We start from the raw sequence: 15,810 nt of genomic DNA on the forward strand, positions 1-15,810 counted from the left end.
CCATGTTGATAGATAAATATCGAGCATTATCTGCGAGTTATTTATTCTATTTTGATCGATAATTGTTCATTTAATGCGGTGAGTGGCAGTAAATCGAAACATCACCATCAAGCCCAAAGCAAATAGCCAGATAGCAGAAGGAAGGGGTACGGGAGACACGATAACTTGTGATGCGATTATATCGGGGGATAGCACGCCTGACGGATCATAAAACTCTGAACTTTGGAGTATCGATAAGTTAGACATTCCAGCATTCATGGCCTCGAAGACGATCGTTGCAATTAAAAAATCGCCGCTGGCAGGTGGATTGAATAATGTACTGAATTCTATCCCCGTCCATACCTCTGGTGACTGTGAAGAACCGATACTTGATGAGAGAAAATCCCAGTAGGGATCAATGGATATAGCCTGCACCTGCACTCTATCGTCCATTCCAAGGTCCATCGTTCCACCACTAAGCGACAAAAAATCGCTACCGATAATTCCCACTGAAAACTGATCACCTACCGAAACTGATGATCTATCCGGGATTAGTGATACCGTAGCCGCTTGAACGGATCCAAAAAATAAAAGCACCAGCAAGACTATAAGCTTTGCCCACATCATCCCTTACTCCTTAGGTTATTTGTAGTGGTCAAGTATTTTTGGCCACGGTTTTCTGTGCATTCCAGTACTGTTGCTCAACTACCCTGGGTGCCAATCCATCATTGTGAGTATGTGGCCTAAACTGGCTATAGTATCCAATAATATACTCCGTGATATGGTGCTTCGCTTCCTCAAAAGTGCGATAGCCGATCTCAGGCATCCATTCGGTTTTCAAGCTTCTGATAAATCGTTCCACGGGACTGTTGTCCCAGCAGTTACCACGTCGACTCATGCTCTGTACCATTTGATAACGCCATAGCTGCTGACGAAACGGTAGACTAGTGTATTGGCAACCTTGATCAGAATGAAACATCACGCCTTTTGGTTCACCACGAGACTCATAGGCCATTGTCAGAGCTTTTTTAGTCAACGCGCTATCTGGGTTCAACGATAATGCCCATCCCACCGGCTGTCGCGCAAATAAATCCAACACAATGGCCAGATATGCCCAACGTCGCCCAGTCCAAATATAGGTAATATCGCCCGCCCAGACTTTATTGGGTGCAACCACATCAAACTGTCGATCCAGCCGGTTTGGTATATTGGTATGCGGCTGCTCGGCTCTCTTGTAGCGGTGTTTGGGTTGCTGGCTACTCACCAGGCCCAGCGCCTGCATACGGCGTGTCGCACGATAACGGCTTAACGGGCAACCCTGTGCTGTCACCATGCTCGCAATCGTCCTGGCGCCGGCTGAGCCATTGCTTAATTCATAGGCAGACTTCACATGCTCGCGTAGCCGCCACTCTGTTTCTGACAACCGCTTCGGGCGATCCCGCCATGCCCGATAGCTGCTACGGTGTACACCGAACACGCAACATAGCTGCTTCACTGGATAGCTCTCTCGATGTAAACGCTGAATTAGCGTGAATTGTTCAACGAGTCCGACATCAAGAGAGCGGTAGCCTTTTTTAGGATTTCTTTCTCCGTCTCCACCTGTCGTAGCCGTTTTTCGAGCTCTTGTATGCGGCGTTGATCGGGTGTCATTGCTGATGCTTTGGGTGTTTTGCCTAGTCGCTCCTGCCGCAGCTGACGTACCCAATTTTCCAATGAAGATTTACTGACCCCCATCGCTTCGCAGGCCGCTCTGATTGAGTACTGCTGGTCGACAACCAGTTGGGCCGCTTCAAGTTTGAATTCCGGGCTGAATCTCCTGCGTGTTTTTGTCATTTGATCACCTATTTATCATCTGGGGTGATAATATCACCCATAATCAGGTGGCCAAAATAACTATACCACTACAATTTCCTTGAAATAAAACCATTTCCAATATGTCCAATTGACTCTAATTAGCAACACAATCCTGTAAAGAACATGGTTTGCAACGGACAGTCAGTTACCAGCAAAATCCTGTCAACCAATATTTATTGGTTCTTCCGATTACCAAGCAACTATTCACCTGATAGATGAACTTTAGATCTTGAGTATGCTCACGAATCCAAATGGGAGAAAAGACTAGAACTACGCCAGAATAGTTAGAATGCACACAGTCATAGGCTAGAATCTAATCGATCTTCAAAACTCAATGTATAACTCACATATTGTAGATACAACGATCAGAGTTATACTCAAGTGAAAATCAATTGTATTCACTATTAACTAACGACTGTGGGAGAGTGTCATACTCATGTAATCCTAGTACAGCCAGAAAAGAAAGACTTAACGCAAATAAATATCCCAATTAATCCATGTACAGCTCATTTTATCCTTAAACTTAGATCCCTCTTTGTTATTTCCTTGCAGATTTTAGTATATCCTCTTTATACTAATAAACTCAATATCGGAACTGTCACATAGTCATTAAGCTGCCAGTCATTTTAAATTACAGTGCTCATTTGAAGAATCAAAACCTTATGTCCAATACTTAAGTTTATTGGCCTTATAAACGATCAACAAGCCTCCAAGATTCGCTCCCACTTAACTATGCTATCCAACAACCCGTCTTCTATAAACAATCATGCAAATAAATACCAGACATACTGATGCGATTACCGCAGGAAAAAGCATTGTCGCGATGGTATAGCGCTCTAGTGCCATCACAACCAGCAGGTTTCGCAATGCGAATAAGGCAAAGAACTTTAAGTCCTCATCGTAAGGGTGGGCGAAGGCTTTTCTGATGGTTGGCCCGAATCCAATCACATCGATGCCAGTCAACAGGATAACGGCCCAGGTCGGATCCGATGTGAAGTACCAGACAGGTATGGAGGCCATGGCTGCCGCAAAAAAGGCCCAATCCATATTGGTGATTGTGATATCCGCTTTTTTTCGGTAGGCAAGCAAGGCGATATAAAACGTGATCAATCCGGATATACCGATTGGCCAGGCCCCTGCTCCGCCGCCATCTTCCAACTGCGCGAGAAACACAATGAACGTGGTGCTTCCCCAAATCACCCAGGAGAAGACATGGGGCTTTGTCCGCCCTACCAGGATGGAGTGTATGTAGGGAAAAAAGGCGATAAAGGTTACTGCTATCGCCAACCCGCTGATTATCTCTTTAACCACAATCGTTTAAGCCGCGAATGGACGCTAATCACCGCAAATTAATGCAAATATAAAACTGTACATAGCGGCTTTATATCTCTTGATTGATCCGACTTGCTTTATAGGCAATCGATTGGCTCATTTCTATGGAGAACAAAACAATCGATATATCAATTTGCGTTTATTAGCAGTGATTAGCCTCCATTTGCGGCCTCCTTACACGCATTACCCACTTGGCCGGTTCCGCTTTTTAACCAGTTATGTAGGGTGCGGCTTGCCGCACCGTCAATCCAAATAGATACACACGTGCTGATGCATGTTTGTTGGTGCGGCAAGCCGCACCCTTGTATCTCTTCTGATGAATTGTTTAGCTAGCAATTCATCACACGGTGATAAGACCTGCACCGCACCCTGAGACCACGAGTCTGTTTTGTAGATACAGGCTATCACCGATTCTCTATAAACTGAATGGTATCGGAGTCCCTCCGGCATTACGGAGAGAGGCTGCATGAACAAGGTGAGTGAAGAGAATGAAAGCGATAATTGGCATTGATGTGAGTAAAAATAAGCTGGATTGTCTGTGGTTACGCAGTATCGAACCACGCAAAGTCAAGTCGAAGGTCTTTCCTAATACACCAGCCGGCCATGACCACCTACTCGATTGGTCACAAAAACAGACTGGTCAGCCACTGAGTGGGTTACGCTTTGTCATGGAGGCGACTGGCATCTACCACGAGCGTCTAGCCTACGGTCTGCATGAGCAAGGTGGTGAAGTCGCGGTGCTTAACCCGGCCCAGGTGAGAGATTACGCCAAGGGTATCGCGGTGCACACCAAGACCGACAGAAAGGACTCGCTGGTGTTAGCCTTGTATGGCGCCAAAGAACCCCTGCATCTGTGGAGACCGGAACCGGCAGAGATACGTAAACTCAAAGAGTTACTGTCACGGCTGGAGGCATTGCAAGGCGATATCCAGCGTGAACGCAACCGCCTGGAGAAGGCCTTGTCAGGGATCAGTCATCCAGAGGTTGGGCACTCCATCTCGACCGTGCTCAAAGGCCTGGAGCAAGAACAAAAGCGTCTGGAAGCGATGATCGATGAGCATATCGACACCCACCCCCAGCTGAAAAACGACCAGCAGCTGCTAGAAAGTATCCCAGGCATTGGCCGGACCCTCAGTCGAATCATGATGAGTGTCTACCGTGCCCGGGATTTTGAGCATGCTAGTCAAATGGCCGCCTATCTGGGAGTGGTGCCCATCGAGCATCAATCCGGATCCAGCATCAACAAGCGACCACGACTGTCGAAAGCAGGCAGCGCGAGGATCAGGGCCAAACTCTACATGCCTGCTATCGTGGCCAGTCTACACAACCCAACGGCCAAGGCCTTATACGAGCGGTTGCTCGCGAGAGGAAAATGCAAAATGTCCGCATTAGGAGCCGTTATGCGCAAATTAGTACATCTGTGCTTTGGGGTACTCAAGCACCAGCAAGATTACTCCCCACAAGCCGCTTTATAGCTACTTGTGGGAGTAAGGGAGAGATGGTATCTACGCATAGAATAAATATTTGCGTTCATTTGCGGACTCTTTATCCAAGATAGTCTGCGAGACCGGGATTATCCTTCACACCTACCAGTTTCGGTGTATTGATTTTCTTGATCTTCACCGTCTTCTGATCGCGCAGGTATTTCGCCACCGTATCCCAGATGGGCTCGCCGGGTGCCTTTGAGCCAACGGTTGCCCAGCCAGATACCACGTAGTTCTTATCCGCTTCGATCTTGGTGCCGTCGTCCAACGTCATGTTGGAGATGCGTTTGCCGAATCCGGCGCCAGGCTCACAGACATAATCGAGCCCGCCGACCCGCACCATGTCGCCGCCCTGCTGATAGTAGGGGTCCTTGTTGAACAGGTTGTCACTGACATCCTCGAGTATCGCCTTGATGTCGCTGCCCTTCATTTCACGGCGATAGGTCTCGGGATAGGTGATACAGGTCTGGTCCATGACGTTGTCCATGGTAATTTTCTGACCCGGGAGTACTGTGGTGCCCCAACGGAAACCAGGAGAAAGGGAAATCTGCGCATCATTGACCGTGGTCAGGGCATCGCAGATAACCTGATCGAAGGTACCGTTGAAGTTACCGCGACGATAGAGGGTCTCTTCCGTGATCGCCAACTGCTCCTCCAGCTTATCCTTGTAGGGTGCGCGCACCTCATCGATGTAGGCCTGCATCGGCTTATCCGCCGGCAGCAGATTGGAGAATATAGGCAGCAGGCGATAGCGGAAATCCCTTACCTTGCCACCCTTGACATCGAGATCCATGACCCCGAGAAACTTGCCGTTGGAGCCGGCGTTGGTAACCAGGGTCTTACCGCCGGCATTCTTCACAACGGTGGGGGCAGGCATGCCGTCATGAGTATGGCCGCCCATGATGACATCGATTCCGGAGACCCGGGATGCCATCTTCAGATCCACGTCCATGCCATTGTGGGAGATCACCACCACCACATCGGGTTTCTCATTCTCGCGTACCGTATCCACCACGCCCTGCATCAGCTCGTCCTGAATACCGAAGGTCCAGTCGGGGATGAAGCGTTGCGGATTGGCGATGGGGGTATAGGGGAAGGCCTGGCCGATCACTGCCACCCTGGCACCACCGACCTGCTTGATCACGTAGGGCTTGAAGGCGTTGCCTTCATCCTCGTTGAAGCCTTCGAAATCAGGAAATTTATAGTCGAACAACGCCTCTTCACGAACCATGACGTTCTGGGCCACAAAATCGCCCTTGAAGTCCGCGATGTTTGAGATCACCTCCTCATCGAGGTAGGTGAATTCCCAATGTCCGGTCATCACATCGACACCGAGCCGGTTACAGGCCCCGACCATGTCTTTGCCGCGGGTCCAATAGGCGGTACCTGAACCCTGCCAGGTGTCTCCCCCGTCGAGCAGCAGGCTGTTGCCGGAACCCCTATCGTCACGGATACGCTGTATCAGGGTCTTGAGGTGGGCAAATCCGCCGACCTTGCCGTACTTACCCGCTGCCGCATCGAAATCGAGATAGCTGAAGGCGTGGGCCTCGATACTGCCGGGTGCGACCCCAAAATGGTCTAGGAGACGCTTGCCCACCAGATGTGGCGCCTTATTGAAGGCGTAGCCGATTCCCAGATTGACATTCGGTTCGCGAAAGTAGATCGGATTCAACTGGGCATGGGTATCCGTGATATGCAGCAGTGACAGATTGCCGAACTTCGGCACTTCATAGAGATCGGACGGCAGCTTTTTAGCCGCAAAAACCGATGCAGGCATCAAACCTGCCGCACCAGCCAAGCCCATCAGGCGAACAAATTCGCGTCTCGAAATACTCATTCTCTCATCCTCCAGTTATTGGATACCGGATCATATCAAACCGCCTGACACCTCTCGGCAGGATTCTCAGACTATTTTTTATTATGGTCGTTTACCGGTGGGTTACCTTAGTGCCTTGGCCCAGGTAACACAGCATTCCTAAGGTGAAAAAAAGTACCAGCTGAATCACCGGAAGGCGCCTGTTTCTTATCAACCTTCCAGCCATCCAGCTGGCCTATCCCCATCAAGCTGTTCCGGGCATGGTATGGGGATACTTTATTATGTAACTCTTTGTGGGAGCATTAAAATTCCGACATACGCGAGTGTTGGTTATGGTTTTCCTTAATCCTTTTCAAGGGTAAGCATCATACGCATCAGATGGGACAGCGAATCGGCCTGCATCTTCTCCATGACCCTGGAACGGTGGGCCTCAACGGTGGAAAGGGTGATACCGAGCTGTTCGGAGATGTTTTTGTTGCGCATACCGCCGATAACCAGATCGAGGACCTCTCTCTCCCGTGGTGTAAGCTGATCCAGATGTTCGCGTATCTCCGACAGACGGGAGGCTTCACCACGCCGTTCCGCATCCTTCTCGATGGCACGATGCACACTGTCGAGCAGAATCTGGTCGCGGAAGGGTTTCTCGATAAAATCCACCGCACCGGCCTGTACCGCGCGTACCGCCATCGGCACATCCCCATGCCCGGTGATGATGATCACCGGCGGATGGATGGGACGTTCGGCAAGCTTCTCCTGCATATCGAGTCCGCTCATGCCCGGCATGCGGATATCCACAACCAGACACCCCGGTAGAGACTCATCGAACTGTTCAAGATAGTCACCCGCCGAAGGGTAGCAGACAACAGGCAGGCCAACCGATTCGAACAGCAGTTTCAGCGCGCCACGCACTTCCTCGTCATCGTCAACGACGAATACTGTCGACTTTGACTGCTCCATTAGCTCGCCTCCGCAAATGGCAGGTAGAAGTTAAACTCGGCACCCTCCTGGCAGGCCGGATTGAGTGAGAGTTTACCACCGTGCGCCTCGATGATCCCGTAGCTGATGGAAAGACCTAAACCCATCCCCTGCGGTTTTCCTGTAACGAAGGGGTCGAAGAGGGTATTAGCCAGTTCCGGATTTACCCCGGGTCCGTTATCACGAACGATCACTGCTATCGATTTATAACCCTTGTTCTGGGTACCGATATAGAGCTGACGCTCACCGCTTCGTTTTTCCGACAGGGATTCGATGGCATTACGCGCCAGATTCAGGATCACCTGCTCAATCTGTATCGGTTGCAGTGGAATCGAAGGCAGTGATTCTTCCAGATCGAGTTCCAGTCTTACCGATTCCCTTCTGATATCGGGCCAGATCAACACCGCCACTGCATTCACCAGGTCATTCACATCACCCTCGGTACGCTCCAACGGCTCTTTGCGGACAAGTCGTCGCAGTTGACGAATGATCTCACCTGCACGATCAGCCTGAGAGGCGATACGCTCCATCACGTCGACGCAGACATCGACATTCGAGCTATCGGACTCGAGGATGCGAATACTCGCCTGGGCGTTGGTCGAAATCGCCGTCAGTGGCTGGTTGAGTTCATGGGCGATGCCCGAAGCCATCTCACCCAGGGTACTGAGACGTCCCGCCCTGGCCAGCTCAATCTGATGCTGGCGCGCCTCCTCCTCTGCCCGTTTACGCCGTGTGGTATCACGAAACACCACCACGCTCCCCACTGTTTTGCCGCTATCATCCCAGATCGGCGTACTGCTGTACTCCACCGGAAAACTGTTGCCGTCTTTGCGCCAGAAAATATCGTCGGAGACATAGCGGGCCTGGTTTTCACGGAAAGTCTGGTAGACCGGACACTCATCCGCCTTGTGGGGTGATCCGTCCGCATGGGTATGATGGAGAATCTCATGCTGATTGCGCCCAATGACATCGACAGCCTTCCAACCGGTTATTCGCTCCGCCGCCCTATTGAAAAAGGTGGAACGGCCATGCAGGTCGACACCATAAATACCGTCCGCCACCGAATCGAGAATCAGTTCGTGCTGCATCTCCAGTCGGTCCTTCGCCTTCTTGATCGCCTGGTTCAGACGCATCACCCAAAGGGTCATGACCACCATGAACAGCAGCATCATCAAGCCGCCAAGAAACCAGTACCAATAGCGACTGATGGCGTCTGATAAGGTGAACTTGCCCAGATTCTGGTAGGGGGGTAATTTGAGGGTCATGAACAGATCGTGCACCGGCTGGTAGTCCAGCGGGATGGTCCATCCGGCATAGTTGCCGGCCAAAGCCGCCGCATGATCATGGGGCATATTCATCAATGCGATCGCCACGTCCTGCGCCAGGCTGTCGGCGGTGTGCGCAACCTTACTGAATGGCCACTCCGGATAGAGACGTGTACTCAGGGCAAAGGGAAACTCCTTTACGGTTTGTGGATTGACAATACGGAACTCATCCAGATTGATCGTGCCTGCTCTGGCCATGCGCTCCAATATATCGGTACGCACGGTGCCGGTATCGACTTCGCCATTGCGTACCGCCATCACCACCCGGTCGTGAATGCCGCCAAAACGCAATGCCTTCAAATCACTATAGGGATCGATTCCATTTTCAACCATCTCTCGCATCGCCATCTGAAAGCCCCCCAAAGAGGTGGCATCCACCGCCATCATGGTGTAACCACGTAGGTCCTTCAAAGTATTGATCTCCGGATGGTCCTGCCGGGTGAAGATGACCCCGCCGAAAATTTTGTAGGGCACATCGTTGCGTCGGTTATAAAGCGTGGCGATGCGGGAGACGCGATACTTGACTTCAAGATTGACATAGATACCCGGATTGACCAGGACAAAATCGATATTACCCCCCTCTACAGCGGGATTGACCTCATCGAACTTCAGGGGTTTGATGATGAAATCGTAGGATGGAATGTGATAGGAGAGAAAATCAGCGGTAGGTCCCCACATCCTCAAGGTGGCTTGATCGCCACGGTGACTCAACACCCCAATGCGCACCACTTCGGAGTCGGCCTTCAGCGGTGTGACGCAGAGTGACAGAAAAATGAGAATAAACAGCCATAATTTGTGGTTATGCTGATGAATCGCCATTCAGTGAGGGTATGTGAATTCCATTTCGCTGACAAGGGACAGATATGATTATGAATCAAATCGCATAGAGGGCGGCAATCTCCTCTTTCCAAAGGGTGTCGTCAATGGTCTCCAATATCAGCGGTATGTCGTCAAAACGCGGATCGTGCATGATATAACGAAAGACCTCCCATTCGAGTTTACCCAGTCCCAGGCTATGGTGACGATCGACCCTGGCACCCAAGTCGGGTTTGCTGTCGTTGAGATGCATGCCACGTAGGTATTGAAAACCGACAACATGATCGAACTCGGTAAATGTCTTTTCGCAGGCCGCTATGGTTCTAAGATCGTAACCAGCCACAAAGGTATGACAGGTATCGAGACAGACTCCGACCCGGCTTTTATCTTCAATTGCATCGATGATCGCCGCCAGGTGTTCAAAGCGATATCCCAGGGTACTTCCCTGCCCTGCCGTGTTTTCTATCACCGCAGTCACCCCCCGGGTCTGCTCAAGCACTAGGTTGATCGAATCGGCAACCCGTTGCAGGCTCTCCTCCTCGCTGATCTTCCTCAGAGTTGCGCCGGGATGAAAATTAAGCAACGACAGACCAAGCTGCTCACAACGCTGCATCTCATCCAGAAAGGCCGCTCGCGATTTTTCCAGCCCCTCCGTTTCGGGATGCCCCAGATTGATCAGATAGCTGTCATGGGGTAGTACATGCCTGGGAGAGATACCGGAACCATCGAGATTCTCCCTGAAGGCGAGGATCGATTTTTCACTCAAGGGTTTAGCTCGCCACTGGCGCTGGTTCTTGGTAAACAGGGCAAACGCCTTGGCACCTATCTCCTGCGCGTTCAATGGCGCATTCTCAACCCCACCCGACGCACTGACATGGGCACCAACATACTTCATACGGACCTGCCTTAATTCTATGAAACCGGACAGCACCTTCTACATGAGACGATCCGTTACTACAAGTCGATCTTAATCGGTGGTTTGATGCTTGGTTTTAAAACTGCTCCGCCAACAATAGTTTCATGGCGAGAATACAAAAGATCACTGCCGCCACACGATGCATTATCCGCTGAGCCTTATCGGATCGCTTGAGCCAGGGACTGATTACCCCCGCCAGTTCGGCAATCGCACCAAACACCACTAGTGTGGCCACAATGAAAATCATGCCAAAACTGATCATCTGCAGCACTATCGGGCCGGATTCAGGCAAAATGAACTGAGGCAGCAGTGCAAGAAAAAAGAGTGACACTTTGGGATTGGTTACATTCATGATGATCCCGCGGCGATAGATCAACCAGGGTGTGAGTATCGGTTGATCCTGCAGCGGAAGCCGGCTGTTGGATCGCTGGATAAAACGCCATGCCAGGTAGAACAGATAGGCGGCGCCAACCAGCTTGAGGAGATTGAACGCCACTTCGGATGTCTGAAACAGGGCCGCGACGCCCAAGGATACCGCTGCAGTATGCACGATCAACCCGGTGGAGAAACCCAGAGTTGCATACCACCCCGTCATTCGGCCATGCAATGCTGAATGGGTCAGTACAAACAGATTGTCAGGCCCGGGGACCAATGCCAGGACCACCGCCGTGACAAACAGTGCGAGCAGGTTTTCTAGCATGAGATGCAGTCGCTCTCCTGGCCACTCATGGTATCGTCATCAACCCGGCGACCATATAGATTTTCTCAACCGGTGTGTGCTTGGATACAGCTTAGCACGGGGCATCTGGAGTAAATCCCAAGCCTGTTAGCGTGTCCTAGCGCAACAAAAAATGGCGTTTCGCCTCAACACCAATATCCGGCAGATTGAAAAATATTCCATCCACACCCTGGTTGAAAAGATGGATTGCCTCTGATTTCAATCCCTCCCTCCATGCGCCATCCCCTGTTTGTGGCGTGGATGAGTGCTCACACAAAGGAAAGACATGCACATGCATACCTCGATTGAGTGCATGTTCAATGTAGGGTGGAACCGTTCCTCGATCAACCGAATCAATATACCCGGTTGTATTACTGTCCTCACTATCGATGTTGTACATAGACAGAGTCGGCATAAGACTCCCGAGCCATGTAGCTATTCCACTTGCATAGCGGTTTACCATCCAATCGATAGCAGCAGGGGAGGTGAGGAGTTGATAGTTTAGTTGGGATACAACCGTTGCAATCGAGGTGAGATCACCATAATAGTGCTCGAGGTCGTCCCCCCGGTTGTGATGGTAGACAAAATCATAGGGTCTGGAAAAGTCGCCCTCCGGAAGTGTCAATTCGCCTTTGATATCGCCGAATAGTTGAATCAACGGCAGCTCCAGATTATACGATGGCATGATCCGGTCATGTAACTCGATCAGATTGGCGATTTCAAAGGATTGTATGAATACCCGGTCTTTGGCGGTAAACGCCTCACGCTGCAACACCTCGATCAAAATACGGGAAATCGATTTATGAATCGGTGATCCATCCAGATAACCACCTTCAAAGGCGTAGTAGGTTGGATACTTTGTTTCCGGATAGATGCCGATCTTCAATCCATGCGCCAGTTCCTCCTGCCTGACCAGGGCTATAACCTCCTCGAGGGTGGGTATGCCAAGTTCCGCTTCATTCAACTCCCGCCATTCGCGGCTGTCGGGGTCACTCCAACGGATACCCAGGGTTTTGATTTCCGAGAGCTCGAAATCTTCACAAAACCACCCCTCTCTTTGCATCCCGTCAACCTGCTTGGTGGTGTAGCGATCTGCAAATTCGGGATGTTGCGCGACATCCGTTGTAAGACTCAATTCATTGTCATGTCGAGCGATGAGTCGATGATCCCTCGTCAGGACCAGGTCGGGCTCGATAAAATCGACTCCCATCCTGATTGCCAATCGATAGGAAGCCAGGGTATGTTCCGGAAGGTATCCGCATGCACCACGGTGACCGATAACCAGGGGTCTGTCAGCCGCCACACTCACGTTCCGCTGCGTTTCACGAGTATCGCTATCCTGTGTTGAAAACGTCATGGGCTGACCAGGTTAAATTTGGTTAAACCCACACTACCCGTGCGCATCTTTCATGACAATAGGTTATATTTCGGAGTTTATATTTATGGATCGCGAAGTTTAGGATTTCAATCATGGTGAAAAACCCGCTCGCAGGCGCAAGCTACTTATTGAGAGGGCTCGCTCTGCTGACCAAACCCGGCTTGAGACCCTTTGTACTGATCCCGCTGACTATCAATATCATCGTCTTCAGTTTACTGATCTGGCTCGGTGTCGATCAGTTCGAGCAACTGATGGATCGTTTTCTTCCCGGCGACGAGAGTTGGCTGGCCTGGCTTAGGTGGATATTGTGGCCACTGTTCGCCATCACCCTGCTATTAATCATTTTCTATACCTTCACCGTCATTGCCAACCTGATCGCCGCTCCGTTTAATGGGCTTCTGGCGGAAAAGGTTGAACTCCACCTGGGAGGGAAGATCCCGAGTCAACCAACCGGCGCAAAACAGATCGTCAAGGATGTGGTGCCTTCAATTGTGTCGGAGTTACGCAAGCTACTCTATTTCCTGTTACGCGCCATCCCTCTGTTGATTCTTTTCCTCATACCTGGCGTGAATATCGTCGCACCCTTTCTGTGGATGGCATTCAGCGCCTGGTTCCTCGCCGTGGAGTATGGCGACTACCCGATGGCCAATCATAATCTGGCCTTTAAACAGCAGCACATGCGACTCAAGCAGGCCCGCTACTCATCCCTTACCTTCGGCGCCGGATTGACCCTGATGATGATGGTGCCCATCCTCAACTTCATCGCCATGCCGACGGCCGTCGCCGGCGCCACCCTTTTCTGGCATGAACGCCTGCGTCATATTGAGGGTTGATGGGTTAAAAAAAGTCCGCAAATAAACGCAAATGCTGCGCAGGGTGAGGCTTGCAGTACCAATACTCATTCATTGACACAGACAATATCAAAACGGTTTCAGAGTGCCACAATCCGCACCTTACTCATGAAATATAATTAACTTTCTTTTCTGTACTCAGGTTCTTACGTGGAAACAAATGTGATTAGAGAATTTTTGCGTTTATTCGCGTTCATTTGCGGACTATTCTTCTTCAAAAACATTTAACCCGCCAGAAATCGACTGATTCTATCCACGCCTTCCTGCAAACGCTCTAGGTCTGTGGTGTAGGCGAAGCGCAGATGCGATTCCGGTTGATTGAAGCCGAAATCGAGTCCGGGTGTAACCGCCACACCCGCCTCGTGTAACAACCTCTGGGCAAAGGCCCGGCTGTCATCGCACAATTCACTACAACCGGCATAGAGATAGAAAGCACCCTGCGGTGTCACCGGTATAGAGAATCCCAAATCACGCAACGCAGGCAGCAGGAAGTCGCGGCGTTGCCGGAAGGCCTGGCGGCGTTGTTCCAGAATCTCCATCACTGCCGGTGTGAATGCACCGAGAGCGGCGTGTTGAGAGAGTGTCGGCGCCGAAAGAAATATATTCTGTGCCAAACGGTCGATGGGATCGATCAAGGGCTCTGGCGCAACCAGCCAGCCCAGCCGCCAACCGGTCATACCGAAAAACTTTGAAAAACTGTTGATGACAAACAAATTATCAGCATATCGAAGCGCCGTTCCGCCTGCTTCGTCATAAACCAGCCCCTGATAGATCTCATCAACGATCAAAACCCCGCCCAGCCGTTCCACCGTGGCGTGCAGCATCCGCATCTCCTCATCGGGGATCAGGGTGCCGGTCGGATTGGACGGTGATGCTACCAATACGGCCTTGGTATCTTCCCGCCAGGCCTCCTCCACCAGCTGAGCCGTCAATTGATACCCGGTCTCCGGTCCCACAGCCACGGCTATGGGTAGACCATCGACCAACTCCACAAAGTGGCGGTTACAGGGATAGCCGGGATCTGCCAGCAGTACCGATTCTCCGGGATTGATCAAAACGCTCATGATCAGCTGCAGCGCACCGGAAGAACCGGGTGTAACAACCACGCGCCCGGGATCGATCTCGGTTGTATATTGGTCGCGATAGTGATTGGCGATAGCCTGACGCAATGCCGCCAGACCCGTCGCGGGGGTATAGTGAATATCACCCGATGCCAGAGCAGCCTGCCCCTCGGCAACGACCGGCGCCGGGGTATCGAAATCGGGCTCCCCTATCTCCATGTGGATGACCGATCGACCCTCGGCCTCCATACGACGCGCCTGGGCCAGTAGGTCCATGACGTAGAAGGGAGCGATGCGCTGCATGCGCCGGGCGATGGGATTCATGGGTCTGCTCTGTCATGCAGTGCCCTAAGCAGGGCAAGATCGACGAATTGGCGTCCCCCAGTCTCGCCAAATTTCACCTGAAAGGGTTGCTCGGGCTCACCAAACTGATCGACGACGAGCCTAGCCCCATTAAAGTCATCCTCGGCGGTATAACCATTGGTGGTAACCAGAATCGAGGAGATCGAGGCTTGACTGGCTGACTGTACGCCATTGTGTGAATCCTCGAAAGCGATACAGGCATCCCCTTGCAGGCCCATCTGATCAAGTGCCCAGAGATAAATATCGGGCGCCGGTTTTTTTGCCGGTACGATATCCCCCGCCGCTATCACCTCAAACCAACGCTCTGCATCGGGATCAAGACTATGTTGCAGCAGTGCACTGACATTGGCCGGCGTGGTTGTGGTAGCAATCGCCAAACGTAGTCCGGCCTGGCGTGCCTCCTGCAACAGTCGTTTTACCCCGTTGCGCATCGGTATCAATCCTTGCGACAACATTCGGGTATAGTGATCGGTCTTAGCGGCGTGAAGCGCGGCGATGAACCCGTCCAGATCCGCGGGTCCGGGGAAATCGGGGTTATAGTGGTCAAGATAGTAACGGATGCGCTCCTTGCCTCCCGTAACTGCCAGTAGCTTGCCATACAGCGCCACAGACCACTCCCAGTCGAGCCCAGCCTCTTCAAAGGCCTTGTTGAAAGCCACCCGGTGACCATCTCGCTCGGTATCCGCGAGAGTACCATCCACATCGAATATCAATGCCTTTAGATCTGCCATTACTGCACCTTGGAATTATATAGACCCACTCAAGTTATGGTTTTTTCACGACCAGGGCACTAGCTTAACCATTGGAGGGTAGTGTGCATAGCCGTCTGGAAAGGTAAAAAACCGCATAATTAATGAGCTGTGACAACTGTTATTCAGATATCTACCTTTAATTTCAGTCGAATTGAACCAATCTTATGTATTGGGAAAGCGATTAACAAAG

The 15,810-nt window shown here is 51.3% G+C and carries 13 protein-coding genes; 2 read left to right on the plus strand and 11 right to left on the minus strand.

The genetic code is table 11. From position 1 onward, the window contains the following. Positions 1-66: 66 nt before the first annotated feature. The 3 genes from AB8516_RS07355 to AB8516_RS07365 all read right to left on the minus strand — a co-directional run bounded on the left by AB8516_RS07355 (position 67) and on the right by AB8516_RS07365 (position 3,144). On the minus strand, positions 67-606 hold the full coding sequence (locus AB8516_RS07355) for a cohesin domain-containing protein (RefSeq protein WP_369159456.1): 540 nt from the start codon (positions 604-606) through the stop codon (positions 67-69). A gap of 28 nt (positions 607-634) precedes the next feature. After that, a protein-coding gene (locus AB8516_RS07360; RefSeq protein WP_369157505.1) for an IS3 family transposase occupies positions 635-1,812 on the minus strand; the annotation gives its coding sequence in 2 pieces (ribosomal slippage) (positions 635-1,557 and positions 1,557-1,812; 1,179 coding nt in all). 756 nt (positions 1,813-2,568) lie between these two features. Then, a complete protein-coding gene (locus AB8516_RS07365; RefSeq protein ID WP_369159458.1) occupies positions 2,569-3,144 on the minus strand; it encodes a hypothetical protein in 576 nt (191 codons plus the stop codon). Positions 3,145-3,653: 509 nt separating this feature from the next. Here AB8516_RS07365 and AB8516_RS07370 point away from each other — a divergent pair. Next, positions 3,654-4,640 carry an IS110 family transposase gene (locus AB8516_RS07370; RefSeq protein WP_369159460.1) on the plus strand — a complete coding sequence of 329 codons (987 nt, stop codon included), beginning with the start codon at positions 3,654-3,656 and terminating at the stop codon, positions 4,638-4,640. Between the two features lie 70 nt (positions 4,641-4,710). Here the strand turns inward: AB8516_RS07370 and soxB are convergent, their stop codons facing one another. From soxB to AB8516_RS07400, 6 genes are all read right to left on the minus strand, one after another. Further along, a complete protein-coding gene (gene soxB, locus AB8516_RS07375) occupies positions 4,711-6,486 on the minus strand; it encodes a thiosulfohydrolase SoxB (RefSeq protein ID WP_369159462.1) in 1,776 nt (591 codons plus the stop codon). 321 nt (positions 6,487-6,807) lie between these two features. Beyond that, positions 6,808-7,422 carry a response regulator transcription factor gene (locus AB8516_RS07380; RefSeq protein WP_108295227.1) on the minus strand — a complete coding sequence of 205 codons (615 nt, stop codon included), beginning with the start codon at positions 7,420-7,422 and terminating at the stop codon, positions 6,808-6,810. Further along, positions 7,422-9,584 carry a PhnD/SsuA/transferrin family substrate-binding protein gene (locus AB8516_RS07385; RefSeq protein WP_369159465.1) on the minus strand — a complete coding sequence of 721 codons (2,163 nt, stop codon included), beginning with the start codon at positions 9,582-9,584 and terminating at the stop codon, positions 7,422-7,424. Before AB8516_RS07385 ends, AB8516_RS07380 begins: the two co-directional genes overlap by 1 nt. A gap of 55 nt (positions 9,585-9,639) precedes the next feature. Beyond that, positions 9,640-10,476, minus strand: coding sequence for a deoxyribonuclease IV (gene nfo / locus AB8516_RS07390; RefSeq protein WP_369159467.1), 837 nt, complete (start codon positions 10,474-10,476; stop codon positions 9,640-9,642). A gap of 97 nt (positions 10,477-10,573) precedes the next feature. Continuing rightward, positions 10,574-11,197 carry a LysE family translocator gene (locus AB8516_RS07395; protein WP_108295225.1) on the minus strand — a complete coding sequence of 208 codons (624 nt, stop codon included), beginning with the start codon at positions 11,195-11,197 and terminating at the stop codon, positions 10,574-10,576. Positions 11,198-11,333: 136 nt separating this feature from the next. Then, a complete protein-coding gene (locus tag AB8516_RS07400; protein ID WP_369159470.1) occupies positions 11,334-12,572 on the minus strand; it encodes a glycerophosphodiester phosphodiesterase family protein in 1,239 nt (412 codons plus the stop codon). 113 nt (positions 12,573-12,685) lie between these two features. On the opposite strand from AB8516_RS07400, the gene cysZ reads away from it, so the two are divergent. Continuing rightward, the gene (gene cysZ, locus AB8516_RS07405; protein WP_369159472.1) at positions 12,686-13,426 is read left to right on the plus strand and encodes a sulfate transporter CysZ; all 741 of its coding nucleotides are present in this window, start codon (positions 12,686-12,688) and stop codon (positions 13,424-13,426) included. A gap of 242 nt (positions 13,427-13,668) precedes the next feature. Here cysZ and AB8516_RS07410 read toward each other — a convergent pair whose 3' ends face one another. Together AB8516_RS07410 and AB8516_RS07415 are read right to left on the minus strand one after the other, a co-directional pair. Continuing rightward, positions 13,669-14,829 (minus strand): pyridoxal phosphate-dependent aminotransferase, encoded by a 1,161-nt coding sequence (locus tag AB8516_RS07410; protein WP_369159474.1) that lies wholly within the window; start codon positions 14,827-14,829, stop codon positions 13,669-13,671. Continuing rightward, positions 14,826-15,599, minus strand: a complete 774-nt coding sequence (locus AB8516_RS07415; protein WP_369159476.1) for an HAD family hydrolase — start codon at positions 15,597-15,599, stop codon at positions 14,826-14,828. Before AB8516_RS07415 ends, AB8516_RS07410 begins: the two co-directional genes overlap by 4 nt. Positions 15,600-15,810 lie beyond the last annotated feature (211 nt).

It is taken from the genome of Candidatus Thiodiazotropha sp. LNASS1 (assembly GCF_964212655.1).
Lineage (GTDB): Bacteria > Pseudomonadota > Gammaproteobacteria > Chromatiales > Chromatiaceae > Thiodiazotropha.

What these genes read in the sequence shown, in the direction of transcription:
- AB8516_RS07355 (WP_369159456.1), bottom strand. Translation starts at nt 606, where the DNA reads ATGATGTGGGCAAAGCTTATAGTCTTGCTGGTGCTTTTATTTTTTGGA.
- AB8516_RS07370 (WP_369159460.1), top strand. Translation starts at nt 3,654, where the DNA reads ATGAAAGCGATAATTGGCATTGATGTGAGTAAAAATAAGCTGGATTGT.
- soxB (WP_369159462.1), bottom strand. Translation starts at nt 6,486, where the DNA reads ATGAGTATTTCGAGACGCGAATTTGTTCGCCTGATGGGCTTGGCTGGT.
- AB8516_RS07380 (WP_108295227.1), bottom strand. Translation starts at nt 7,422, where the DNA reads ATGGAGCAGTCAAAGTCGACAGTATTCGTCGTTGACGATGACGAGGAA.
- AB8516_RS07385 (WP_369159465.1), bottom strand. Translation starts at nt 9,584, where the DNA reads ATGGCGATTCATCAGCATAACCACAAATTATGGCTGTTTATTCTCATT.
- nfo (WP_369159467.1), bottom strand. Translation starts at nt 10,476, where the DNA reads ATGAAGTATGTTGGTGCCCATGTCAGTGCGTCGGGTGGGGTTGAGAAT.
- AB8516_RS07395 (WP_108295225.1), bottom strand. Translation starts at nt 11,197, where the DNA reads ATGCTAGAAAACCTGCTCGCACTGTTTGTCACGGCGGTGGTCCTGGCA.
- AB8516_RS07400 (WP_369159470.1), bottom strand. Translation starts at nt 12,572, where the DNA reads ATGACGTTTTCAACACAGGATAGCGATACTCGTGAAACGCAGCGGAAC.
- cysZ (WP_369159472.1), top strand. Translation starts at nt 12,686, where the DNA reads ATGGTGAAAAACCCGCTCGCAGGCGCAAGCTACTTATTGAGAGGGCTC.
- AB8516_RS07410 (WP_369159474.1), bottom strand. Translation starts at nt 14,829, where the DNA reads ATGAATCCCATCGCCCGGCGCATGCAGCGCATCGCTCCCTTCTACGTC.
- AB8516_RS07415 (WP_369159476.1), bottom strand. Translation starts at nt 15,599, where the DNA reads ATGGCAGATCTAAAGGCATTGATATTCGATGTGGATGGTACTCTCGCG.